General features: G+C 72.0%; 26 protein-coding genes. 17 read left to right on the top strand and 9 right to left on the bottom strand.

The window, feature by feature from the left end; genetic code table 11:
- Positions 1-266: 266 nt before the first annotated feature.
- From ACIPXB_RS32460 to ACIPXB_RS32490, 7 genes are all read left to right on the top strand, one after another.
- Positions 267-1,499, top strand: coding sequence for an MFS transporter (locus ACIPXB_RS32460; RefSeq protein WP_401455759.1), 1,233 nt, complete (start codon positions 267-269; stop codon positions 1,497-1,499).
- Positions 1,450-2,619, top strand: coding sequence for an acetoin utilization protein AcuC (locus ACIPXB_RS32465; protein WP_401455761.1), 1,170 nt, complete (start codon positions 1,450-1,452; stop codon positions 2,617-2,619). The genes ACIPXB_RS32460 and ACIPXB_RS32465 overlap by 50 nt, the downstream gene beginning before the upstream one ends.
- Positions 2,620-2,749: 130 nt before the next feature.
- The gene (locus ACIPXB_RS32470) at positions 2,750-3,580 is read left to right on the top strand and encodes a phosphatase (protein WP_401455763.1); all 831 of its coding nucleotides are present in this window, start codon (positions 2,750-2,752) and stop codon (positions 3,578-3,580) included.
- A gap of 115 nt (positions 3,581-3,695) precedes the next feature.
- Positions 3,696-3,905 (top strand): helix-turn-helix domain-containing protein, encoded by a 210-nt coding sequence (locus tag ACIPXB_RS32475; protein WP_162688852.1) that lies wholly within the window; start codon positions 3,696-3,698, stop codon positions 3,903-3,905.
- Positions 3,906-4,027: 122 nt separating this feature from the next.
- Positions 4,028-4,126, top strand: a complete 99-nt coding sequence (locus ACIPXB_RS32480) for a 30S ribosomal protein bS22 (protein WP_003948845.1) — start codon at positions 4,028-4,030, stop codon at positions 4,124-4,126.
- A gap of 106 nt (positions 4,127-4,232) precedes the next feature.
- The gene (locus tag ACIPXB_RS32485; RefSeq protein WP_401455766.1) at positions 4,233-5,324 is read left to right on the top strand and encodes an NAD-dependent epimerase/dehydratase family protein; all 1,092 of its coding nucleotides are present in this window, start codon (positions 4,233-4,235) and stop codon (positions 5,322-5,324) included.
- Positions 5,324-6,337, top strand: coding sequence for a lysophospholipid acyltransferase family protein (locus tag ACIPXB_RS32490; protein ID WP_401455767.1), 1,014 nt, complete (start codon positions 5,324-5,326; stop codon positions 6,335-6,337). Before ACIPXB_RS32485 ends, ACIPXB_RS32490 begins: the two co-directional genes overlap by 1 nt.
- 61 nt (positions 6,338-6,398) lie before the next feature.
- On the opposite strand, the gene ACIPXB_RS32495 is transcribed toward ACIPXB_RS32490, so the two are convergent.
- The 3 genes from ACIPXB_RS32495 to ACIPXB_RS32505 form a co-directional block, all read right to left on the bottom strand.
- Positions 6,399-7,610 carry a DUF5667 domain-containing protein gene (locus ACIPXB_RS32495; RefSeq protein ID WP_401455769.1) on the bottom strand — a complete coding sequence of 404 codons (1,212 nt, stop codon included), beginning with the start codon at positions 7,608-7,610 and terminating at the stop codon, positions 6,399-6,401.
- A 224-nt stretch (positions 7,611-7,834) separates the two neighbouring features.
- Positions 7,835-8,644, bottom strand: a complete 810-nt coding sequence (locus ACIPXB_RS32500) for an ECF subfamily RNA polymerase sigma factor, BldN family (RefSeq protein WP_401455771.1) — start codon at positions 8,642-8,644, stop codon at positions 7,835-7,837.
- 330 nt (positions 8,645-8,974) lie between these two features.
- Positions 8,975-9,949: an HAD family hydrolase gene (locus tag ACIPXB_RS32505; protein WP_401455772.1), complete on the bottom strand. Its 975-nt coding sequence runs from the start codon at positions 9,947-9,949 to the stop codon at positions 8,975-8,977.
- Positions 9,950-10,053: 104 nt separating this feature from the next.
- Here ACIPXB_RS32505 and ACIPXB_RS32510 point away from each other — a divergent pair, with 104 nt between their 5' ends.
- From ACIPXB_RS32510 to hemB, 6 genes are all read left to right on the top strand, one after another.
- Positions 10,054-10,332, top strand: a complete 279-nt coding sequence (locus ACIPXB_RS32510; RefSeq protein WP_401455775.1) for a glutaredoxin family protein — start codon at positions 10,054-10,056, stop codon at positions 10,330-10,332.
- 273 nt (positions 10,333-10,605) lie between these two features.
- Positions 10,606-11,433 (top strand): redox-sensing transcriptional repressor Rex, encoded by an 828-nt coding sequence (locus tag ACIPXB_RS32515; protein ID WP_401455777.1) that lies wholly within the window; start codon positions 10,606-10,608, stop codon positions 11,431-11,433.
- Entirely contained in the window at positions 11,430-13,412 is a 1,983-nt protein-coding gene (locus ACIPXB_RS32520; RefSeq protein ID WP_401455779.1) for a glutamyl-tRNA reductase, read from the top strand. The genes ACIPXB_RS32515 and ACIPXB_RS32520 overlap by 4 nt, the downstream gene beginning before the upstream one ends.
- Positions 13,409-14,377, top strand: coding sequence for a hydroxymethylbilane synthase (hemC, locus tag ACIPXB_RS32525; RefSeq protein ID WP_401455780.1), 969 nt, complete (start codon positions 13,409-13,411; stop codon positions 14,375-14,377). The genes ACIPXB_RS32520 and hemC overlap by 4 nt, the downstream gene beginning before the upstream one ends.
- Positions 14,374-16,041 (top strand): uroporphyrinogen-III synthase, encoded by a 1,668-nt coding sequence (locus tag ACIPXB_RS32530; RefSeq protein ID WP_401455782.1) that lies wholly within the window; start codon positions 14,374-14,376, stop codon positions 16,039-16,041. The genes hemC and ACIPXB_RS32530 overlap by 4 nt, the downstream gene beginning before the upstream one ends.
- A 153-nt stretch (positions 16,042-16,194) precedes the next feature.
- The gene (gene hemB / locus ACIPXB_RS32535) at positions 16,195-17,196 is read left to right on the top strand and encodes a porphobilinogen synthase (RefSeq protein ID WP_401455784.1); all 1,002 of its coding nucleotides are present in this window, start codon (positions 16,195-16,197) and stop codon (positions 17,194-17,196) included.
- Between the two features lie 19 nt (positions 17,197-17,215).
- On the opposite strand, the gene ACIPXB_RS32540 is transcribed toward hemB, so the two are convergent.
- The 4 genes from ACIPXB_RS32540 to ACIPXB_RS32555 all read right to left on the bottom strand — a co-directional run bounded on the left by ACIPXB_RS32540 (position 17,216) and on the right by ACIPXB_RS32555 (position 19,831).
- Positions 17,216-17,866, bottom strand: a complete 651-nt coding sequence (locus ACIPXB_RS32540) for a hypothetical protein (protein WP_401455785.1) — start codon at positions 17,864-17,866, stop codon at positions 17,216-17,218.
- Between the two features lie 46 nt (positions 17,867-17,912).
- A complete protein-coding gene (locus ACIPXB_RS32545; protein WP_401455786.1) occupies positions 17,913-18,725 on the bottom strand; it encodes a GNAT family N-acetyltransferase in 813 nt (270 codons plus the stop codon).
- A gap of 134 nt (positions 18,726-18,859) precedes the next feature.
- Positions 18,860-19,249: a hypothetical protein gene (locus tag ACIPXB_RS32550; protein WP_401455787.1), complete on the bottom strand. Its 390-nt coding sequence runs from the start codon at positions 19,247-19,249 to the stop codon at positions 18,860-18,862.
- Positions 19,250-19,405: 156 nt separating this feature from the next.
- The gene (locus tag ACIPXB_RS32555) at positions 19,406-19,831 is read right to left on the bottom strand and encodes a heme-binding protein (RefSeq protein ID WP_401455789.1); all 426 of its coding nucleotides are present in this window, start codon (positions 19,829-19,831) and stop codon (positions 19,406-19,408) included.
- A 127-nt stretch (positions 19,832-19,958) separates the two neighbouring features.
- Between ACIPXB_RS32555 and ACIPXB_RS32560 the strand changes: the two genes are divergently transcribed.
- The 3 genes from ACIPXB_RS32560 (at position 19,959) to ACIPXB_RS32570 (ending at position 21,183) form a co-directional block, all read left to right on the top strand.
- Positions 19,959-20,399 (top strand): MarR family winged helix-turn-helix transcriptional regulator, encoded by a 441-nt coding sequence (locus ACIPXB_RS32560; protein ID WP_401455790.1) that lies wholly within the window; start codon positions 19,959-19,961, stop codon positions 20,397-20,399.
- A 77-nt stretch (positions 20,400-20,476) separates the two neighbouring features.
- Positions 20,477-20,854, top strand: a complete 378-nt coding sequence (locus tag ACIPXB_RS32565) for a hypothetical protein (RefSeq protein ID WP_401455792.1) — start codon at positions 20,477-20,479, stop codon at positions 20,852-20,854.
- Positions 20,855-20,910: 56 nt separating this feature from the next.
- Positions 20,911-21,183, top strand: coding sequence for a DUF1876 domain-containing protein (locus ACIPXB_RS32570; protein ID WP_401455794.1), 273 nt, complete (start codon positions 20,911-20,913; stop codon positions 21,181-21,183).
- Here the strand turns inward: ACIPXB_RS32570 and ACIPXB_RS32575 are convergent.
- Positions 21,165-21,407: a DUF397 domain-containing protein gene (locus ACIPXB_RS32575; protein ID WP_401455795.1), complete on the bottom strand. Its 243-nt coding sequence runs from the start codon at positions 21,405-21,407 to the stop codon at positions 21,165-21,167. The genes ACIPXB_RS32570 and ACIPXB_RS32575 overlap by 19 nt on opposite strands.
- Positions 21,404-22,228: a helix-turn-helix domain-containing protein gene (locus ACIPXB_RS32580; RefSeq protein WP_401455796.1), complete on the bottom strand. Its 825-nt coding sequence runs from the start codon at positions 22,226-22,228 to the stop codon at positions 21,404-21,406. Before ACIPXB_RS32580 ends, ACIPXB_RS32575 begins: the two co-directional genes overlap by 4 nt.
- Positions 22,229-22,368: 140 nt before the next feature.
- On the opposite strand from ACIPXB_RS32580, the gene ACIPXB_RS32585 reads away from it, so the two are divergent.
- Positions 22,369-22,743: an ATP-binding protein gene (locus tag ACIPXB_RS32585; RefSeq protein WP_401455919.1), complete on the top strand. Its 375-nt coding sequence runs from the start codon at positions 22,369-22,371 to the stop codon at positions 22,741-22,743.
- Positions 22,744-22,798 lie beyond the last annotated feature (55 nt).

Raw genomic sequence — 22,798 nt, forward strand, 5'->3', positions numbered from 1 at the left:
GCAGGGGGGACCCTGTGGGAGAGTAGGACGCCGCCGAACAATCATTGTGGGAAAGCCCCGCACCTTATGGTGCGGGGCTTTTCTGCGTTCAGGGCACGCTCCTGCCTCTCCGATGGGTACGCTGGGAGGTCCGGTCTGGTACCAGACCATCCCCCATCGGTGCCGGGTCCACCTGAAGCGTGTGAACGTGTGTTCCGCTCGTAGGTGCCGGACGGGTGTGTGAGATCTCTACCCGGGAGTAGGGAGAGGCCCTACGCTGTGCCGCCATGACGGCAACGGGAACGGCGGGCGTGCGGCTCGGGCGGGGGCGCGGGGCGCTGGGGTTCAGCTTCTTCGTGCAGGGCGTGACCTTCGCGCTCCTGGTGACGCGGATCCCCGCCATCCAGGACCGGTACGGGATATCCGACGGGCTGTTGCCCGTCTTCCTCGCCGCCGTGCCCGTCCTCGCCGGCGTGGCGAGTGTGGGGACCGAGAAGCTCGTGCGGCGGGTGCCGCCCAGTGTCGTCCTGCGGTGGGCGCAGCCGTTGGTGCTGTTGTCGTTGCTGGCAGTCGGGGCCGGTACGCAGATGTGGCATGTGGCCGTCGCGCTGGGGGCGTTCGGGCTCGCCGTCGGGGCGCTGGACGCGTCCATGAACATGCTGGGCGTCAGCCTCCAGCACGCGTACGGGCGGAGCATCATGCTCGGCTTCCACGCCGCGTACAGCCTCGGCGGGATCGTCGGGGCGTCGGCGGCGTGGGCGGGGGCGCACTGGCAGCTGGGGCTGTTCGTGTCGTACCTGCCGGCGGTGGCCGTGCTGCTGCCCTGCGCGCTCCTCGGCAGCCGGTTCTACGTCGATGGGGGAGTGGGGGGAGACGAGGGGGAGGGGGCCTCGGGGCTTGGCGGCGGTGGGTTCCGGATGCTGCTGCCCCTGTGCCTGGTGATGGCGTGCGCGTACATCGGGGACTCGACCGTGGCGAACTGGAGTGCCAAGTACCTCCAGGACGTGCTGGGGAGTTCCGAGCAGCTGGCCACCGTCCCCTACAACGTCTACATGGTGACCACGCTGATCGGGCGGGCCGTCGGGGACCTGGGGGTGCGGCGGTTCGGGGCGGTGGCCGTGGTGCGCGGCGGGACGCTGGTGGCGGCCGGCGGGTTCGCGGTGGTGGCGGTGGCACCCGGGGCGTGGGTGGGGATGCTCGGGTTCACGCTGCTGGGGCTCGGGCTGTGCGTGATCGTGCCGCAGACCTTCGCCGCCGCCGGGCGGCTGTTCCCCGGGGCCTCCGACGCGGCCGTCGCGCGGCTGAACATCTTCAACTACGTGGGGTTTCTGGTCGGGTCGCCGCTCGTCGGGGCGCTCGGGGACGCCTGGAGTTACCGGTGGGCCATGGTGGTGCCGATGCTGCTCGTGCTGGTGACGCTGTTCCACGCCCGCTCGTTCGGTGCTCAAGGCGCCCGATACGGTGTCGGGCATGAGCGGCCGCGGGTTGTTGATGTGGGACGAGGCGGTAACGAAGTATGACTTCGGGCCCAGCCATCCGATGGATCCGGTGCGCCTGGCGCTGACCATGGGCCTGGTGCGCGCCTTCGGGCTGGACCGGGAGATGGAGGTGCGCTCGGCCCGGTCGGCCGGGGACTCGACGCTGCGGCTGGTGCACCGCGAGGACTACGTGGCCGCCGTACGGGAGGTGTCCGCGGACCCGGGGGTGGCGGACGGCTCGTACGGGCTGGGGACCATGGACGATCCGGCGTTCCACGGGATCCACGAGGCGTCGGCGCTGATCGCCGGGCAGTCGGTGGGAGCCGCGGAGGCGATCTGGCGCGGGGAGGCCGCGCACGCCGTGAACTTCTCCGGCGGGCTGCACCACGCGATGCCGGGGGGCGCGGCCGGGTTCTGCGTGTACAACGACGCGTCGCTGGCGATCGCGCGGCTGCTGGAGCTGGGGGCCGAGCGGGTGGCGTACGTGGACGTCGACGTGCACCACGGGGACGGGGTGCAGGCGGCGTTCTGGGACGACCCCCGGGTGCTGACGATCTCCCTGCACGAGCATCCGCGGACGCTGTTCCCGCAGACGGGCTGGCCCGAGGAGACCGGCGGGCCGGGGGCCGAGGGCGGCGCCGTGAACGTGGCGCTGCCGGCGGGCACGGGGGACGAGGGGTGGCTGCGGGCCTTCCACGCCACCGTGCCGGAGCTGCTGGCGGACTTCCGGCCGCAGGTGCTGGTGACGCAGCACGGGGCCGACACGCACTTCGAGGACCCGCTGGCGCACCTGGCGGTGTCGCTGGACGCGCAGCGGGCCGTGCAGGAGGCGTGTCACGCGCTGGCGCACGAGCACGCGGACGGGCGGTGGCTGGCGCTGGGCGGCGGCGGGTACGCGGTGGTGGACGTCGTACCGCGGTCGTGGACGCACCTGGTGGCGATCGCGGCGCACCGGCCGATCGATCCGGAGACGGCCGTGCCGTCGTCGTGGCGCGACGAGGTGTACGCGCGCACGCGGCAGTTGGCGCCGGCGCGGATGACGGACGGGCGGTCGGTGGGCTGGCGGGACTGGGAGGCGGGGTACGACCCGGCGGACCGGACGGACCAGGCGGTGCTGGCGACGCGGCGGGCGGTGTTCCCGCTGCGGGGGATGCTGCTGTAGCCCGCGGGGAGGGCGGGGCGGGTGCGGCGCTTATCACGGTTGCTGCACCCGGATGTGGCTGGTTAGGCCAACGGTGGGGCTGTTCGCGGGAATCGGTGAGCGGCCTGGGCGGGTGCGGCAGCATCGGAGCGTGTTGAGCACCGGCGCCCTGCGAGCGCATCTGCTGGCCGCCCGGTTGGCCGGGCCCGTCGCGACCTCGCGCGAGGAAAGCCTGCGCAGCTACCGGCTGTTCGCGGCGCGCGACCCGCGGGTGTTACTGGGGCTTGATCCGGAGTGGCGGTGGGGCGAGGGTGATCTGCTGCGGCTGATGGCCGACAAGTGCGGGGTCTCGGGGGATCCGGCGCACGTCAGCGGCCCGGACGTGATCGATCCGGAGCGGACGGTGGCGGCGCTGGAGGCGTTCGCGGAGCGTCTGCGGGCGGCCGCGGGCGTGCGGGCGGCCGTCCTGCTGGGGACGGGGCACCCGCACCGGCTCCTGGACTTCTACGCCACTTTGGCGCGGGCCCTGTCGGCGGCGGGCTGTGTGGTGCTCACTCCGGCGCAGGGGTCCCTGATGGACGTGGCGACCCGGTTCGGCGTACGCACGTACTGCCTCGACTACGTACGGGGGGTCGCACTGGTGCGGGAACCCGGCGTGCGGCCGTCCGGGAGTGCCACCGGCGCGCACTCCCATTCGCCGTTGCCGGTCCGGGTGGCCCTGGGGGCGCTGGCGGAGTCCGGCGGGCCGTTGCCGGAATTGGTGGTGGGGGATCACGGATGGGTCTGCGGAGCAGGTCAGCTGGGTTTTGAGGCCATCGGGCTGGCGGATACGGACGATCCCGCGCTGTTCGTGGGGGAGGCCGAGGGGCGGGTGGCGGTGGCCGTTCCGCTCGATGACGGGGTCCGCTCGGACTACTACGTGCCCCTCACGCGCTATGTCCTCGACCGGGCGCGGCTGTCGGGGCGGTACGAGGAGCCGTAGCTCCTCTTCCCCACTCGTATCATGCGCCCCTAATCTGGGGAGTGAGCGTGCGACGACGTGGAGTAACCGGAGGGGAAGCCGGTGCCCCGTCATGCGCGGAAGGTCAAGGTGTGTCATGGCTGCTGGCGAGAGGCCTCTCAGTGAGGTTCAGTTCCTGACCGTGGCGGAGGTCGCCTCGGTGATGCGAGTGTCGAAGATGACCGTGTACCGCCTGGTGCACAACGGCCATCTGCCCGCGATCCGGGTGGGCCGGTCCTTCCGGGTCCCCGAGAACGCGGTCCACGAGTACCTCCGGGAGTCGTTTGTGGGGGTGGAGTCGGCCTGAGTCTGACCCCCGGGTTGCCCTCGGATTACAAGCTCGGCTCTCAGGCGGGTAGGCTAGGCCGACGTAGGTCGTGTGGGCCCAGACGCCCCGCACCGAGTGAAGAGAAGTGAGCGAGGGTAGTCGTGGGCTCTGTTATCAAGAAGCGGCGCAAGCGGATGGCTAAGAAGAAGCACCGCAAGCTGCTCAAGCGCACCCGCGTTCAGCGTCGTAACAAGAAGTAGACGGCAGCTGTACGTGTTTTCCGCAGCCCCTCCACCATCCTGGTGGAGGGGCTGCGGTGCAGCCGGGTACTTCGTCCGCGGTGTTGACCGAGGGAGGCGCTGAGCGGTGGGCAAGGTCGTGCTGGTGACCGGGGCTGCGCGGCAGCTGGGAGGCCGCTTCGTGCGGCGGATCCAGCGCGACCCGGATGTCGAACGGGTGATCGCGGTCGACGCGGTGCAGCCGCCGCACCGGTTGGGGGCGGCGCAGTTCGTGCGTACGGACATCCGGCAGTCGGCGATCGCGCGGGTGCTGGCGGAACACGCGGTCGACACGGTGGTCCATCTGGCGGTCACCGGGGGCAGCGCGGGAGCGGGCGGGGCCCGCAGCGCCGTCAAGGAGACCAACGTCATCGGGACGATGCAGCTGCTCGGGGCGTGCCAGAAGTCGCCCACCGTACGGCGGCTGGTGGTGAAGTCCAGCACGAGCGTGTACGGCGGCTCGCCGAAGGATCCGGCCGTCTTCACCGAGACCTCGCAGCCGAAGGCGTTGCCGTCGTCCGGGTTCGCGAAGGACGCGGTCGAGGTCGAGGGATACGTACGGGGCTTCGCGCGCCGGCGGCCGGATGTGGCGGTGTGCGTGCTGCGGTTCGCGAACATCCTGGGGCCGTTCGCGGACTCGGCGCTGGCCGAGTACTTCTCGATGCCGGTCCTGCCGACAGTGCTCGGGTACGACCCGCGGCTGCAGTTCGTGCACGAGGACGACGTACTGGACGTGTTGCGGCTGGCGGCGGCGGAGCCGCGGCGCGGCACGCTGAACAGCGGCACCTTCAGCATCGCGGGTGACGGGGTGCTGCTGCTGTCGCAGTGCGCGCGGCGGCTGGGGCGGCCGACGGTGCCGCTGCTGCTGCCGGCGGTGACATGGGTGGGGTCGGCGCTGCGGGCGGTGGGGGTGACGGACTTCTCGCCGGAGCAGATCCGGCTGCTCACGCACGGGCGGGTGGTGGAGACGGCCCAGATGCGTGACGTGCTCGGGTTCGAACCGGTGTACACGACGGCGGAGACCTTCGCGGACTTCGCGCGCAGCCGGGGGAACGGGCTGCTGCCGCCGGAGCGGGCGGCGCGGGCCGTGGACCGGATGGCGGAGCTGTTGGACATCGACGTGGACGGCGCGGGCAAGGGCCCGGGCGGCGGCTTGGTGGACGAGGGAGCGAAGCGATAGTGGCGGACGCCAAGGTCATTCCGTTCGACGAGGAGCGGCGGCCGCGCCGGCGGGCGCGGCGGGTACGCGCGGTCCCGGAGCCGGCGGCCCCGCCGGGCGGCGAGGTACGGCCGCCCGACGGGCCCGGGGAGGCGGCGGTGGAGCCGGCGGTCGAGCCGGCTCCGGCGGCCGGCGGTGGCTGGGACCGGCGGATCGCGGGCGGGCTGGCGTTCCTGCGGCGGCGGGTCACCGGGGAGTACGAGGTCGACGACTTCGGCTACGACAAGGAGCTCACCGATCAGGTGCTCATGTCGCTGCTGCGGCCGCTGTACGACAAGTACTTCCGGGTGGAGGTGAAGGGCCTGGAGAACGTCCCGTCGGAGGGCGGGGCGCTGATCGTGGCCAACCACTCGGGGACGCTGCCGCTGGACGGTCTGATGCTCCAGGTGGCGGTCCACGACCACCATCCGGCGCGGCGGCACCTGCGGCTGCTGGCGGCGGACCTGGTGTTCATGCTGCCGGTGGTCAACGAGCTGGCGCGGAAGGCCGGACACACGCTGGCGTGCGCGGAGGACGCGCAACGGCTGCTGGAGGCCGGGGAGCTGGTCGGGGTGATGCCGGAGGGCTTCAAGGGGATAGGGAAGCCGTTCGGGGACCGCTACAAGCTCCAGCGCTTCGGCCGGGGTGGTTTCGTGTCCACGGCGCTGCGGGCGGGCACACCGATCGTGCCGTGCTCGATCGTGGGCGCGGAGGAGATCTACCCGATGGTCGGCAACGCCAAGACGCTGGCGCGGCTGCTGGGGATCCCGTACTTCCCGATCACGCCGACGTTCCCGTGGCTGGGGCCGCTGGGTGCGGTGCCGCTGCCGACGAAGTGGACGATCCAGTTCGGGGAGCCGATCCCGACGGACGGGTATCCGCCGGAGGCGGCGGAGGATCCGATGCTGATGTTCAACCTGACGGACCAGGTGCGCGAACAGATCCAGCACACCCTGTACAAGCTGCTGGTGCAGCGTCGCTCGGTGTTCTTCTGACGGTGTTCTTCTGAAACGGCCCGGTGGGGCAGCTCGTGAGCTGTCCCACCGGGCCGTCCGGTCATTCGCCCGCGTCCTCCGCCTTCAGCCCCAGGCCCGGGAGGATGCCCGGGAGCAGGGGCGGCAGGGTGATCTCCGGCTTCGCCGCTTCGGGCGGGGTCGCGGAGGGACCGCCCGTGCCGCCCGGCGGGCGCTGGGGGAGCAGGCCTTCCGCGCCGCCGAGGAGGCCGCCGTCCTTGCCCGGCGGGGTGTTCGCCGCGGGCGTGGTCGGGGTCGCCGGGGCGGGGCCGCCGCCGGGGGCGGCCGCCGGGGGCGTGGTGTGCTGCTTGCCCGGCGGTGTGCCGGTGGCCGGCTTGGACGGGGGCGCGCCGCGGTTCTGCTCCGGGGGCTTCGGCAGCAGGTTCGCGAGCGGCGCGACGTCATCGTCTATGGCCTGGAAGACCGAGCTCACCTCGTCGCCCACGTCGGTGAGCTGGGGCGGCAGGTTCGACCGGAGCCGTCCCCACGCGTCGCGGTGCGAGCGGGAGAACGACGACAGCGCCTGCATGGGGCCGAGCGAGCCGTCCCGCTGGTAGGCCAGGTGGAGGAGCCGGTGGGCCTCGGCCGCGTCGCGCTTCATGAAGGACAGCGTCTTGCGGATCTCGCCGAGGACCTCGTGGTCCAGGGGGCCGGAGCGGCCCCGTTCCATCAGGCGCCGGGCCTCCGACAGCCGCCTCGACGCGTGGTCGAGGTACAGCTCGCCCTTGTCCGACTCGTCGTCGGTCATGCCGAGCTGGAGGTCCTCCATGCCCCGCTTGAGCGGGTACAGCGTTTCACCGGGCAGCGCGTCCGTACTGGCAGCGGCTACACCGCTGAACGCCCCCGCGGCCACTCCGACCGTGAGCCCCCCCGCCGCGATGCCCTTGGACCAGCGGGAGCGGGGCCGCAATTTCCGGAGCGTCGTCGCCCGGTGGGCGCCGCGGCCGGTCCGCTGCTCGGGCACCAGAGGGTCCGGGGCGGCACCGCCCCCGGCCCTCTCCTCCATCACCATGGCCTCCATGGCGGCGACGAGCTGGGCTCGTTGCACCACTTTGACCTCGGCGTCCAGCTTCGGGCGCGGCATTTCGCCGAGCGCGCTCGCCAGGGCCAACAGCCGGTCGTGCTCGGCAGGTTCGGCAGGTGCCTCGGACTGCTCGGCCGCCGGGTCCGGTTCCGAAAGGTCGGATGGGGTCCGATCCTCCAGGGCCTGGGCGAAGGCGTTCGCCCGCCGGTGCGGAGAAACGTTCGCGATCACTGGCGGCACCTCCTCTCGTCATGACGATCGACTCCCCAAGGTGTCCGGAAGGTTGCCTTCCCTGAGCGCGTCCACTCTTTCGAGTGAGCGACTTCGGGCATGGCGTGTCCACAGGGAGCCTGCATTCCGCACAACGAGCGGCGCGGCACTTGGGTTACGGACGAAGGATGATCGGACCACAGCGTCATCGAGGGGTCACCGGTTGTGTCATGGGTCGAGGAGGATCAGCGGGCGTCGTCCGGGAGCAGGCGGGCCAGGGTGCGGACCGCCCGGTACTGGAGGGTCTTGATCGCACCCTCGTTCTTTCCCATCACCCGGGCCGTCTCGGCGACCGAGAGGCCCTGCAGGAAGCGCAGGGTCACGCACTCCTGCTGCTGCGGATTGAGTTTCCGTACGGCCTCCAGCAGGGCCGCGTTGGAGAGGGACTCCAGGACGGAGTCCTCGGGGGAGCGTTCCACCTCGTTGGCGTCCAGCATTTCGCCCGTGGTCACTTCCAGGCGGAAACGGCTCGACTTGAAGTGGTCCGCGACCAGGTTGCGTGCGATCGTCACCAGCCAGGCGCCGAAGTCGCGGCCCTGCCAGGTGAAGGTGGAGATACGGCGCAGGGCCCGCAGGAAGGTCTCGCTGGTGAGATCCTCCGCGGTCGCCTTGCCGCCGACGCGGTAGTAGATGTAGCGGTACACCGTGTCGCTGTACTGGTCGTAGAGGCGGCCGAAGGCCTCGGCCTCGCCGGCCTGGGCCCGTTCGACCAGGTCCATCATGCGGGCGCTGTCGCTGTCCGCGCTGGGGCGGCGGGTGGTGGTGGCCGCGCCGGCGGCCGTGCCCGCGCCGCCGCTCGTACGACCGCGTCTGCCCACCGTCGCTCCACCGTCGGTCAGGGCGTAGCAAGGACCGGCAGGGCCGAGGCCGGCAGGGACCGCGGCGGCGAAGGCGGGGACGGCGTACGCGGTGGGGACGAAGCCGCGCAAGTGGTCGAGGACCGTTGCGCGCAGCGTAGCCAGGCCCGAGGCGTCAACCCCGACAGGTGGGTACACGGGACTCCCAGAGGCAGAGCTTCCATCACGTGCAGTGCGGGACCGTTCACCCGTCGTGGCGACAGATGGGCGGCGGCATGCGTTTGAGGAGAATAACGCTTCGTACAGGCAGCGCTACACCCAGTTGCGCAAATCATCGATTCCGACACTTCTGTTGCGTGTCGAGGGCATATTCAGTCGCGGACCGTGATCGATTGTTGATCGTTTGGGGTTCCGGAATGGATGCTTCGGGGGTGCCTCGCGACCGATTCGGGCAGGCCTGAGTGCCGTACCGGGGGTACGGGTAGACCTGCGGGAATGCCCGTGGCGCGGGCCGCGCGCGGGGTGCGCCTAGCGGCGGCGGCGGTGCAGGGCGATCGCGGCGGCCGCGCCGCCGGCCAGGGCGCCGACCCCGGCGGCCGCCGGGACGCCGACCTTCACGGCCTTGCGGCCGGTCCGATAGTCGCGCAGCCGCCAGTCGTGTGCCCGGGCATGCTTGCGCAGTTTTGTGTCGGGATTGATCGCGTACGGATGCCCGACCAACGACAGCATGGGGATGTCGTTGTGCGAATCGCTGTACGCCGCGCAGCGTTCGAGGTCGAGGCCCTCGGCGGTGGCCAGGGCCCGTACGGCCTCGGCCTTGGCGGGTCCGTGCAGGGGTTCGCCGACGAGCTTGCCGGTGTAGACGCCGTCGACGGACTCGGCGACGGTGCCCAGGGCGCCGGTCAGGCCCAGCCGGCGGGCGATGATCGTGGCGGTCTCCACGGGGGCGGCCGTGACCAGCCACACCTTCTGTCCGGCGTCGAGGTGGGCCTGGGCCAGGGCGCGGGTGCCGGGCCAGATGCGCTCGGCCATGTACTCGTCGTAGATCTCCTCGCCGATGGCCATCAGCTCGGAGACCTTGTGGCCCTTGACGATGGACAGGGCGCTGTCGCGGGCGTCCTGCATGTGGTCGGGGTCCTCGACGCCGGCCAGCCGGAACCAGGCCTGCTGCCAGGCGAAGCGGGCGAGTTCGCGGCGGCGGAAGAATTCGCGTTTGTACAGTCCGCGGCCGAAGTGGAAGATCGCGGCGCCCTGCATGACGGTGTTGTCGAGGTCGAAGAAGGCGGCGGCGAGGTCGTCGCCGGCGACCGGGAACTCCGGCTCGGGCGGGGCCTGCGGCGCGGACTCCGGTCCGGACTCCGGTCCGGACGTCGGCGCGGACTCCGGTCCGGCGGGTTCGGTCAGCGCGGTCTTGCGGGCTGCCTCCGCCGAGGCCTCGCCTGCCAGTACGCTCCGCGCGGTCGCGGAGCGCCTACGGGGTGTGAGCCATCCGGGAGCGGCCATGACGCGAGCATAGCCACTGTGTTCGGTGGTTCCCGAACCGCGGGGATGCGGATGCGTGAACACTGCGGGGCCCCCGTGTTACGCGGGCGGAGGAGAATGAGGGCATGAGTCCTTTGCTGCGCCGTAAGGAAAAGAAGAGTCCCGCGGACCGGGTGGTCACGCTCGTCGGGAAGCAGGGGTGCCACCTGTGCGAGGACGCGGAGAAGGTGGTCGAGAAGGTCTGTGCCGAGACGGGCGCGCGGTGGGAGAAGAAGGACATCGCGCAGGACGAGGAGCTCTACCGGCTGTACTGGGAGCAGATCCCGGTGGTGCTGGTGGACGGTGAACAGCACACCTTCTGGAGGGTGAACCCCGACCGGCTGCGGCGGGCGTTGGAGGACTGACCCGTTCCACGGTTACCATCGTGGGCGATTTGTGGGGACTCGGGGGCGTATCGATGAGGAGTGTGTACGGTTTTGCCCCCCTCGGGATTTGAACGGGTTCGGCCCGTTCTTGGTTCCGCCCCCACGGCGGGGAGGCGCGTGACCCCGGTCACTTTGGTCGGACAAAGCGGACACAATCTTTGTGCACGCGTTCACAAAGACATAGCCTGCTGTCGACGGGGCGGTCTTGGGACAAGTGACCGCCTGCAGCCCCGCTCATCCCGCAGGAGCATCGTGGCAACTGGCCGAACTCACCGACCGGCGACCCGCAGCCGAGGCATTCCCGAGGCCACTGTCGCCCGGCTCCCGCTGTACCTGCGGGCACTCACCGCGCTCTCCGAGCGATCGGTCCCGACGGTGTCCTCCGAGGAGCTCGCCGCGGCGGCCGGCGTCAACTCCGCGAAGCTGCGCAAGGACTTCTCCTACCTCGGCTCCTACGGGACCCGGGGCGTCGGCTACGACGTCGAGTACCTCGTCTACCAGATCTCCCGCGAGCTGGGCCTGACCCAGGACTGGCCGGTCGTCATCGTCGGCATCGGTAACCTCGGCGCCGCCCTGGCCAACTACGGCGGCTTCGCCTCCCGCGGTTTCCGGGTCGCCGCGCTGATCGACGCGGACCCGGCGATGGCCGGGAAGCCGGTCGCGGGCATGCCCGTGCAGCACACCGATGATCTGGAGAAGATCATCGAGGAGAACGGCGTCTCGATCGGCGTCATCGCCACGCCGGCCGGTGCGGCCCAGCAGGTCAGCGAGCGGCTGATCGCGGCCGGGGTCACCTCCATCCTGAACTTCGCGCCGACGGTGCTGTCGGTGCCGGAGGGCGTGGACGTGCGCAAGGTCGACCTCTCGATCGAGCTGCAGATCCTGGCGTTCCATGAGCAGCGCAAGGCGGGGGAGGACGCGGCGGCGCCGGCGCCGGCTCCGGCGTCCGCTCCGGCGGCGTCTGCTTCGGCGGCGTCTGCTCCGGCTGCGCAGGCGGCGCCGGGCACGGCCGCCCCCGTACCGCCGGCGGCGCGCAAGGGCCGTCCCGATGGTGACGTGCCGGCGGTGATGCCGGCATGAGTCTGCTGGTCGTAGGGCTGAGCCATCGCAGCGCGCCGGTGAGCGTGCTGGAGCGCGCCGCCCTGTCCGCCGACGCGAAGGCGAAGCTGCTGCACGACACGCTGGCGGCGGAGCCGGCGGCCGAGGCGGCGGTACTCGCCACGTGCAACCGGATCGAGCTGTACGCGGACGTCGACAAGTTCCACGCGGGCGTGGCCGAGCTGTCCACGCTGCTCGCGCAGCACAGCGGGGTCGCTCTGGAGGAGCTCACCCCGTACCTGTACGTGCACTACGAGGACCGTGCGGTGCACCACCTGTTCTCGGTGGCGTGCGGACTGGACTCGATGGTGATCGGCGAGGGGCAGATCCTCGGCCAGATCAAGGACGCGCTGGCGCTGGGGCAGGAGCTGCACACCGCCGGCCGGCTGATCAACGACCTCTTCCAGCAGGCGCTGCGGGTCGGCAAGCGGGCGCACTCGGAGACCGGTATCGACCGGGCCGGGCAGTCGCTGGTGACGTTCGGGCTGGAGCAGCTCGCGGTGCACACGCCGGTGGGCGAGTGGGCGGCGGGCAAGCGGGCGCTGGTGATCGGCGCCGGGTCGATGTCGTCGCTGGCGGCGGCGACGCTGGCGCGGGTCGGGGTGGCCGAGATCGTGGTGGCCAACCGGACGGCTGAGCGGGCGGCGCGGCTGGTCGAGCTGCTGGGGGAGAAGGTTTCCGCCCGGGCCGTGTCCATGGCGGACGTGCCGGCTGAGCTGACACGAGTCGACGTGGTGGTGTCGTGCACGGGAGCCACGGGGCTGGTGCTGGACGCCGATGCGGTTGCCGGTGCGGTTGCGGTGGACGGGGGCCCTGCGGGCGGCTCTTTCCCCACCCCGCCCCTTCCCGGAACCGGGGCTGCGCCCCGGACCCCCTCCCGGACCCCCTCCCGGGGCTCCGCCCCGGACCCCGCGCCTCAAACGCCGGCGGGGCTGGGTGGGCTGGGCTCCGCCCCGGACCCCGCGCCTCAAACGCCGGCGGGGCTGGATGGGTCGGCGGGGCTGGATGGGTCGGCCGGGCTGGGTGGGCAGGGCGCTGCCCTGGACCTGCCTCGGGCAGCGCTGGGGGCGCCCCCGGTGCCTCGGGCGTCGGAGGACGACCTTCGGGTCGGTGTGGCCTCGCGGCTGGCGGAGGCAAACTCAGCCTCGCCGGCGATTGAGGCGCGGGGTGCGGGGCAGCGCCCCGCCGACGGCGAGCACGAGGTCGTCGCCCGGCTCGCCGCCGCCGCGCAGACGTTCGGGCGGCTCGCCGACGGGGGCGCCGCGCGGACGATCACCGCGCCCGTGGAGGCCGTCGCCGACGAATGCCCCGTCGACCTCGACGGGCGGGCCGCGCTCGCCGGGGTGGACGCCAGTTCGCTGGAGCTGCACGGGACCTGGGCCGACCAGGGTGAGGCCGCCGCGCAGCGGCAGCCCCGGCGGGCCGGGCGGGCCGTCGCCGACGGCGGCGCCGCCCCCGTACGGCTGGCGCTGCTCGACCTCGCCATGCCCCGCGACATCGACGCCGCCGTCCACCGGATCCCCGGCGTACGGCTCGTGGACATCGAGAGCCTGGCCGAGGCCTCCGCCGACGCCCCGATGGCCGCCGACGTCGACGCCGTGCGCGGGATCGTCGCGGACGAGGTGGCCGCCTTCGGCGCCGCCCAGCGCGCCGCCCGCATCACCCCGACCGTGGTGGCCCTGCGGGCCATGGCCGCCGAGGTCGTGGCCGGCGAGGTGGCCCGGCTCGACGGACGGCTCCCCGACCTCGACGACCGGCAGCGCGCCGAGGTGGCGCAGACCGTACGCCGTGTCGTCGACAAGCTGCTGCACGCACCGACCGTGCGCGTGAAGCAGCTCGCCAGCGAGCCCGGCGGCGCCGGGTACGCCGAGGCGCTGCGCGAACTTTTCGATCTCGACCCGCAGACGGTGGCCTCCGTCAGCCAGGCCGACAGGAACGACGACCCAGGACGGGCATCATGAATTCACGTCTCGACCAGCCGCTCCGGCTCGGCACGCGGCGAAGCAAGCTGGCCATGTCCCAGTCCGGCCATGTCGCGGAGGCGGTGCGGGCCGTCACCGGCCGCCCCGTCGAGCTCGTGGAGATCACGACGTACGGGGACGTCTCCCGGGAGAACCTCGCGCAGATCGGCGGCACCGGCGTGTTCGTCACCGCGCTGCGCGACGCCCTGGTGCGCGGCGAGGTCGACTTCGCCGTGCACTCGCTGAAGGACCTGCCCACCGCCCAGCCCGCCGAGCTCGTCGTCGCGGCCATGCCGCCGCGCGAGGACGCCCGGGACGCGCTCGTGGCGCGCGACGGCCTGACCTTCGAGCAGCTGCCCGACGGCGCCCGCGTGGGCACCGGTTCGCCGCGCCGCATGGCGCAGCTCAACCACCACGCCCGCGCGCTGGGCAAGCGCATCGAGACCGTCGCCATCCGCGGCAACGTCGACACCCGGATCGGGTACGTGCGCGACGGCGAGCTGGACGCGGTCGTCCTGGCCGCGGCCGGCCTCAACCGGATCGGGCGCAGCGACGAAGTGACCGAATACCTGTCGGTCGACACGGTTCTGCCCGCCCCCGGCCAAGGGGCACTCGCAGTGGAATGCCTCGCGTCCGACGCGGAGCTCATCGCCGCCCTCGGTGAACTCGACGACCCGCACACCCGGGCCGCCGTGACCGCCGAGCGGTCCCTGCTCGCCGCCCTGGAGGCCGGCTGCAGCGCGCCCGTTGGCGCGTTCGCCGACCTTCTGGCCGACGGGCAGATTGTCAACGAAATGCGCCTGCGCGGCGTCGTCGGCACCCTCGACGGCTCGACGCTGGTGCAGCTGTCCACCACCGGTCCCGTGCCCCAGTCGTACGACGAGGCGATGGCACTCGGCCGCGAACTCGCGGACGAGATGCTGGCCAAGGGCGCGGCCGGTCTGATGGGGGAGCGATCGCTTTGAACCCCTCAAGTCCGTCCACCTCCGCGTTTCCGGCCGCTGTGGCCCAAGGACGCGTCACCTTCCTCGGTGCCGGTCCGGGCGACCCGGGACTGCTCACGCTGCGCGCCGTGGAGGCCCTGGCCGCCGCGGACGTGCTGATCGCGGAGCCCGAGGTGCTCGAAGTCGTCGTCGCGCACGCCCGCCCGGGCGTCGACACGCCGCAGCTGACGGTCACTGACGAACTGTCAGCAGCCGCCGGGGTGCCGGTGATCCGGGACGCCGCCAATCTTGTCATGGAGGCCGCGCGCTCCGGCAGGCGGGTCGTGCGTGCCGTCACCGGAGACCCCGGGCTGGACGGCAGCGCCGCCGAGGAGATGCTCGCGTGCGCCACGGAGGGGATCCCCTTCGAGGTCGTGCCCGGTGTCGCGACGGCGGTGGGCGTGCCCGCGTACGCCGGTGTGCCGCTGCGCGACAAGCAGGGCGCGGACGTCCGTTTCCTCGACGCCCGCACCGCCTCGGCCCGCTGCTGGACCGAGACCGGCGCGAGCGACGGCATCCTGGTCGTCTCCGCGACCCTGGAGACGGTCGCGGCCGCGGCGGCGGAGCTGGTGTCGGCCGGGCGCAAGCCCGATACGCCGCTCACCGTCACCGTCGCCGGTACGACGACCCGGCAGCGCACGTGGTCGGCGACGCTCGGCACGATCGCCCAGGTCTTCAAGCAGGGCAAGATCCTGCCCTCGCCGGAGGGCGCGCGCCCGGTCATAGCCGTGGTCGGGGAGCACAGCGCCTGCGCCCGCCGCGAGGACCTGTCGTGGTTCGAGTCCAAGCCGCTGTTCGGCTGGCGGGTGCTGGTGCCGCGGACCAAGGAGCAGGCCGCGTCGCTCTCCGACCAGCTGCGTTCGTACGGCGCGGTGCCGCACGAGGTGCCGACCATCGCCGTGGAGCCGCCGCGCACCCCGCAGCAGATGGAGCGGGCGGTCAAGGGCCTGGTGACGGGCCGCTACGAGTGGATCGCCTTCACCTCGGTCAACGCCGTGAAGGCGGTGCGCGAGAAGTTCGAGGAGTACGGGCTCGACGCCCGCGCCTTCGCCGGGATCAAGGTGGCGGCGGTGGGCGAGCAGACCGCGGCCGCGCTGGTGGAGTTCGGCGTGAAGCCGGACCTGGTGCCCAGCGGTGAGCAGTCGGCGGCCGGGCTGCTGGAGGACTGGCCGCCGTACGACCCGGTCTTCGACCCGATCGACCGCGTCTTCCTGCCGCGCGCCGACATCGCGACGGAGACGCTGGTCGCGGGCCTGATAGAGCTGGGCTGGGAGGTGGACGACGTCACCGCCTACCGGACGGTGCGCGCGTCGCCGCCGCCGGCGGACACCCGCGAGGCGATCAAGGGCGGCGGTTTCGACGCCGTTCTCTTCACGTCGTCGAGCACCGTGCGCAACCTGGTCGGGATCGCGGGCAAGCCGCACAACGTGACGGTCATCGCCTGCATCGGGCCGGCGACGGCCAAGACGGCGGAGGAGCACGGCCTGCGCGTGGACGTGCTGTCGCCGGAGCCGAGCGTGGGCAAGCTCGCCGAGGCGCTGGCGGAGTACGGCGCGGCGCGCCGCGACGCGGCGCGGGAGGCCGGGGAGCCGGTCGCCCGGCCGAGCGAGCGCCGGCCGGGTGCGCGCAGGCGGCGCACCACCTGAGGTCGATGAAGAGGGTGTGGGGCCCGGACGCGGTGCGTCCGGGCCCCGACCCGTTTTCGGGAACGGGGCCGGACGGGGCGCTTTCGGGCACGGCGAGGGGGACGGCCTACGCTGGACGCCGACTGTTCTCGAAGCTCGAAGAGGCGACTGAGTATGAGCGCGTACGGATCCTTCCCCGGCTCGCGGCCGCGACGGCTGCGCACCACCCCGGCGATGCGGCGCATGGTCGCGGAGACCCGGCTGCACCCCTCGGACCTGATCCTTCCGGCCTTCGTACGGGAGGGCATCAGCGAGCCGCTGGCGATCTCGGCGATGCCGGGCGTCGTCCAGCACACCCGTGACACGCTGCGCAAGGCGGCGGTCGAGGCGGTCGAGGCGGGCGTCGCGGGGATCATGCTCTTCGGGGTCCCGGCGGACGAGAACAAGGACGCCCTCGGTACGGCGGGCACCGAGCCGGACGGGATCCTCCAGGTCGCGATCCGTGACGTGAAGGCGGAGGTCGGGGACGACCTGGTCATCATGTCGGACCTGTGCCTGGACGAGTACACCGACCACGGCCACTGCGGGGTGCTGGACGCCGAGGGCCGTGTCGACAACGACGCGACGCTGGAGCGGTACGCGGAGATGGCGCAGGTCCAGGCCGACGCGGGCGTCCACGTCGTGGGGCCCAGCGGGATGATGGACGGCCAGGTCGGCGTCATCCGGGACGCGCTGGACGAGACCGGGCACGAGGACGTGGCGATCCTGGCCTACACGGCGAAGTACTCGTCGGCCTTCTACGGGCCCTTCCGCGAGGCCGTCGCCTCCTCCCTCCAGGGCGACCGCAAGACGTACCAGCAGGACCCGGCGAACGCGCGCGAGTCGCTGCGGGAGCTGGCGCTCGACCTGGAGGAGGGCGCCGACATGGTGATGGTCAAGCCGGCCGGCCCCTACCTCGACATCCTCCACCGGGTCGCGCAGGCCGTGGACGTGCCGGTGGCGGCGTACCAGATCAGCGGCGAGTACGCGATGGTCGAGGCGGCCGCCGAGAAGGGCTGGATCGAGCGCGACCGGGCCGTCATGGAGACCCTGATGGGCATCAAGCGGGCTGGCGCGGACACGATCCTGACGTACTGGGCGACCGAGGCGGCCGGCTGGCTGCGCCAGGAGCGCTGAGCGGGGCCGGGGGCGGGTCTCAGCCCTGGATCCAGAACAGGATCGCGTCCGGGGCGTGGCCGTACTTCAGGGACGTCTGGAGCTCGTCGTACTCGACCTGGAGCAGCTCCAGCAGCTGCTTCAGGTCGTACGTGAACGAGCCGTCCAGGCGGTCCAGCACCGCGTTGTACGCGTCGATGACCTCCTTCAGCCGGGCCATCGGCAGGTGCCCGATGGCCGGGTAGCCGTCCAGCGGGGACGGGATGGGGAAGGGGATCTCCTCGGGGACGCCCGCGTAGAGGAAGCCGTGCGGGAGCAGGTCGGCCGGGACGCCCAGGCCGGCCAGCTCCTCGTCCAGGAGCCCGAAGAACGTGGACGGCTTGGAGTAGACGCCCACGTCGGTCGGGTCCGAGCCGTGGCACTCGATGATGTTCTGCAGGGCCGTGTAGTACGCGTTGCCCACGTACGGGCCCGTCGCCTCCGGGCGGCCGGCCAGGAGGTGCTCCAGGGCCTCGGGCACGGTGATGCCCCAGTCGATGCCCTCGTGGTCCAGCGAGGCCTGGCCGGCGCGGGCGTGCTCGCGGATGATGCCGAGGACCCGCTCCTGGTTGTCCGTCAGCTCGCCCGCCACCGGGAGGTAGGCGAGGATGCGGCTCATCGTGGCGGTCTTCATGCTGATCACGTGGCTCATGCGGGCCATCTTCGCCCCTGGCACCGACAGCACGCGCCCACGGGGCCTATGAGCGGTCGAAGTTGTGGCTGTGGCCGATCACGGTGAAGCCGTGGCGGGCGTACCAGTGGCGCGGCCAGTCGTCCGCGTCCGCGATCAGGAAGCGGGTCGGCAGGTGCGCCGCCAGGCGCAGCGCCGCGTGCAGGACCGCGGTGCCGTAGCCCTGCCCGAGGTGGGCCTCGGAGGTGACCAGGTCCTCGATCTGGGCGGTGCCCGCGGCCGGGTCCGCGTAGAGGTCCGCCCACGCGGCGACCTCGCCGTCCGGTGTGCGGGCGCCGATGAAGCGGACGGAGTCCGCGCCGCGCAGGCGGGTCTGCCGGCGTTCGACGAGGTGGTGGATCTCCTCGTCGCCGGCGACGGGCAGGAAGCCGCGCCAGCGGCGGGCGAGCGGCCGGCGCAGGGCCTCCAGGCCGACGGGCCCGGCCGGGGCCGCCGCACCCGCCGCACGCGCCGCGCGCACCGCGCCCGCCGCGGGGACGGGGCCCTCGTGGAGCATGACGACGTACCGGGAGTGGGTGTACCCCGCCTCCGTGAGGTACGGCGCGCAGGCCCGGCCCGTCGCGTCGTCCAGGACCGACACCATCCGGTGCGGCAGGTGGGCGAGCACCTCGTCCACGACCGCCGGGAGGGCGCGGGGATCCAGGGAGCCGGGGGCCCCGTCGATGAACACCTGGTTGTTCGCGCGCGAGTGCGCGTACGTGTCGTCGAGCGCGGCGAAGCCGCCCGGTACGTCGACCGTCCGCTCGGCGGCGCGGCGGGCGAACGCGGACTGGAAGGCGTTGGTCCTGGCGTACGCGGTGAGGGTCTGCGGGCTGGGCATGGGGTGAGCGTAGGCGGGCGGGGCGGGCCCGGTCCTGTCATTTGTCACGGTCCTCTGCCGCCGGTACGCCCGTGACGCCGTGACCGGCAGGTCACGGCGTCACGGGGGTGGGGCGCTGCCCTAGGGGCACTGTCCTAGCAGTGCGGGACGACCTTCTGGTTCGAGACCTTGTTGGCGTTGATCCAGCCGGAGACCCGGACCGACGTGCCGTTCGTGCTGACGCCGGGCGCGTGGACGAAGAACCAGCGGTTGGTGCCGTTGGCCCAGGCGCCGTCCGCCCAGCACCGCATGTCGACCTTGGTGCCCGCCCAGATCGTGCCCATGCGGTTCTGCGGGGTGGACCCGTAGATGGAGCCATAGGCGGTGGCGGGGCTGTTCGTCTTGGGCTGCGCGGGCGTCGCCATGCCGCCCCCGTTGTCGACGGCGAACGCCGGGCTCACGAAGGCCAGGGCGAGGGCGGCGCCGAGGGCACCGGTGGTGGCCACCCGGCCCAGACGTCCGGACCGTGCGCGGTCGCGCTTCATGTGTCGCCTCTCGGTGAGTGCTGCGGGTGAGTGCTGCGGGAAGGTCCTCACAGTCGATCACGCACCGCCCCTCTCACCTCCCGGTTGGCCGGTTACGGAAGTCTTACGTCCGTTGCGGCCAGGGGGAGTTGCGCACGCGGGCAGTCGCGCGGGGAGCTACGCCGGGATGGCGGCCAGGCCGGCCTCGGCGATCTTCACGTCGTCCGACCAGTGCCCGCCGGAGACCCCGATCCCGCCGACGAGGTGCCCGTCGACGACGATCGGCAGCCCGCCGCCGAAGGTGACGAGGCGGTCGATCCCGGTCCGGGCGCCCGCCGACAGCTGGGCGTCGTTCTCGGCGAGCTCGTGCCAGTCGGTGGTGCTCAGCCCGAAGGCGGCCGCGGTGTAGGCCTTGTCCTGGGCGATCTGGATGGTCATCAGGCCCGAGCCGTCCTGGCGGGCGAAGGCACTCAGGTGGCCGGACTCGTCGACCACCGCGACGGAGAAGAGCAGGTCGGTCTCCCGGGCGGCGGCGAGGGCGGCGTCGACGATCGAGCGGGCGAGGTCGTTGCTGAGAGCGGGGCGGATCCGGGCAGCCGTCATCAGGCACTCCTTGGGTGGGTTGGTGCGTGCTGGTGTTCGTACGCATGCAGCTAACAGCATGCGAATAGGCTTACGCAAGCTCACCGCTGTCTTGGTGGTGGCTGCCCGTCGCTCCTACACTCGGCGCATGCACTACTCCGAGCGACTGTTGGTCTTCATCAAGCAGGCCGAGCGCGCGACCCAGGCCGCGAAGGAGGCAGCGGTGCGCGAGGCGGGCATCACCGCCGCGCAGCAGGGCGCGCTGGCCGTGCTGAGCGACAACCCCGGGATCAACGCCGCCGAGCTCGCACGGCGGCTGTCGGTCACCCCGCAGACCATGAACAGCCTGCTCGGCCGGCTGGAGGCGCGCGGCCTGGTCGCGCGCACCCCGCACCCGATCCACGGCACGCTGATCGAGATCCGGCTGACCGAACGCGGCAAGGAAGTCTTCGCCCAGGCCGACGCGTTGGTGGCGCAGCTCGACGCCCGGCTCGCCGAGGGGCTGTCCGAGGCCGAGGCGGCCGCCGTACGCGACCTGCTCACCCGGATCTCGCGCAACGCGGAGGGGGCGTCGCGCGCGGGTGAGTGAGCACGGCGGATGAGTGAGTACGTCGGATGAGTACCGCGACTCATGCCCGGGGCCGTGCGGAACGGTTTGCTGGGGCCATGACCTCGACGCACCTCGCCGACACCCGTGACACCGCCCCTGACACCGCCCGTGACCGGCGCGCCTACATCGCGCCGCTGCTCAGCACGCTGCTGACGCTGCCCTTGGGCCTGCTCTCGCTCTTCGTCGCCGGGCTGTCCCCGATGGCCTGCGACTCGTGCGGGGAGGCGGACAGCGACCGGTTCGACGCCAGCTTCGAGACCGCGTTCCCGATCTTCGGCGGCGGGCTGGTGATCGTCCTGGTGCTGCTGATCGCGACGTGGGCGCTGCCCTGGCAGCGGCGGTACGCCGCCCGGCGCGTGGCGCTCGCGCTGTGGGCGCCGGGCTTCGTGGTGGTCAACTACGTCGTCTTCTGGGGTCTGATCGACTGGCCGTAGCGGAGGGGTGGGCGCACCCTGGAGGGATAGAGGTCGACCTCTGGAGGTGGTCCGCGATGCCCACGCTCGTCGGGTGGCATGTGGAAATGGAGTTCTCCGAGGAAGGCCACCGCACCAGCGCGGCGGCCATGCTCAGACTCGGTGACGGCACCGAGCTGAAGGCGCGTGGCTATGCCATGCGCCACCCCTCCGACCCGGAGCAGCTACGGGTCGGAGAGGAGATCGCGGGCGCCCGTGCGCTCATGGATCTCGCGTCCCAGCTGCTCAGCAAGGCACACACCGAGATCGACGAGGCAACGGGCAGGCACTCCTACCCGCTGACCCACTGAGTGAGGTGCGACCACGTCGAAGGGGAAAGGGTGAGAGTGGGGCCGTGCGGGACCTTGGAGTCCCGCACGTGCACTCGGTCGGCGGCGCAGGTGGCCATTTCGACGCACTGGCCGCCCTCGTCGCTGCTGTAGCTGGACTTGCGCCAGGTGGCGGCGACTTCCAGGCACGCGCCGCCCTCGCTGCCGCTGTAGCTGGACTTGAACCACGTGAGTTCGGTGCTCATAGCTCTCCTAGCAGCTGGTCGAACAGGTCCTTCGTCGCTTCGCAGTTGAGGGCCTGTGACCGCAGCATCGCATACTTCTGCTGGAGGATGCTGACCTCGTTGGGGTCCCGGACGAGGATGCTGCCGCGCTGGGTTTCCGAGTAGGCGAGGTACTGGTGTTCGGGGGTCTCCAGGAGCGTGAACGGGCCTGCGAGGCCCGCGTGGGCGGTGACGCCCAGGGGCAGCACCTGGATGGAGATGCTGGGGTGGTCGGCGCATTCGCGCAGGTGCCGGAGCTGCTCACGGAAGACCTCCACCCCGCCGATCCGGTCGCGGATGGCCGCCTCCGCGATGATGAAGCTGAGGGTGGGCGGGGCCGGACGGCGCAGTATCTCCTGACGCTTCATCCGGCGGGCGGTCTGGAGCTCGATCTTCTCCTCCCCGACGTACGGGACGCGGCAGCGGAAGACCGCGCGGGCATACGCCTCGGTCTGGAGCAGACCCGGGATGGTCAGGGTGTCGTACCAGGACAGCGCGAGGGCCTCGGACTCGCGCTCCATGTACTCCTCCGCCCAGGCCGGGATCGTGTCGACCTCGGGCAGGCCGTTCGCGGCGACCGTCAGGAGGCCGGGCAGGCGCAGGATCCGGTCGAGTTTCTCGGCGACGTCCGGCATCAGGACGCGCCGGCCCTGCTCGATGGAGGCCAGGGTCTCGACGTCCATCGGGACGAGTTCGGCGAGCGCGCGCTGGGTGAGTTTGGCGGCGATGCGGGCCGTGGCGACGAGTGCGCCGACCATCTTCATCGCTGTGGCGTTGGGCCGTGGCCGCTTCCGTGGTGGCATGACTGGGGGCTCCCCACTGGAGACGTGGAACTAGGCCGTACCAACCCGTACTCGGCGAGGAGTACGGGTTGTTCGTCTCAGCCACGCTAGTCACGCATCGCGACGATCGGGGCGTGAACGTAAATATTCAACCCGCTCTGATGCGGGACCGACTCTACCCGCGCAGCCGTCAAACAGTGGGCGCTGCCAGGGAGTTCACGGCTGTCACGCTTGACGCGTGGGGTGTGACATCGCGCCGGGACGAGATGTTGCTCTGCGTGAGCGAACTGGCCACCAACGCCCTGCTGCACGGCGTACCCCCGGGCCGCGGCTACCGCCTGCGGCTGCTGCGCTTCGAGGGCGTGGTGCGGGTCGAAGTACACGACAGCGGTGGCGGGTTGCCCCGGGTCGGGGCCGGGGCGGGGGCGTCGGACGAGCACGGGCGCGGGCTGCTGCTGGTGGCGGCGGTGGCGGATGCGTGGGGGGTGGGTGCGAGGTCGCCGGGGAAGGTGGTGTGGTGCGAGTTCGCGGGGTGACCCGAGGCTGATGTGAGGTTGCGTCATACGGCTGCCGAGTGCAGTACCCCGGTGG

Source organism: Streptomyces sp. NPDC090022 (assembly GCF_044748145.1).
Classification (GTDB): domain Bacteria; phylum Actinomycetota; class Actinomycetes; order Streptomycetales; family Streptomycetaceae; genus Streptomyces.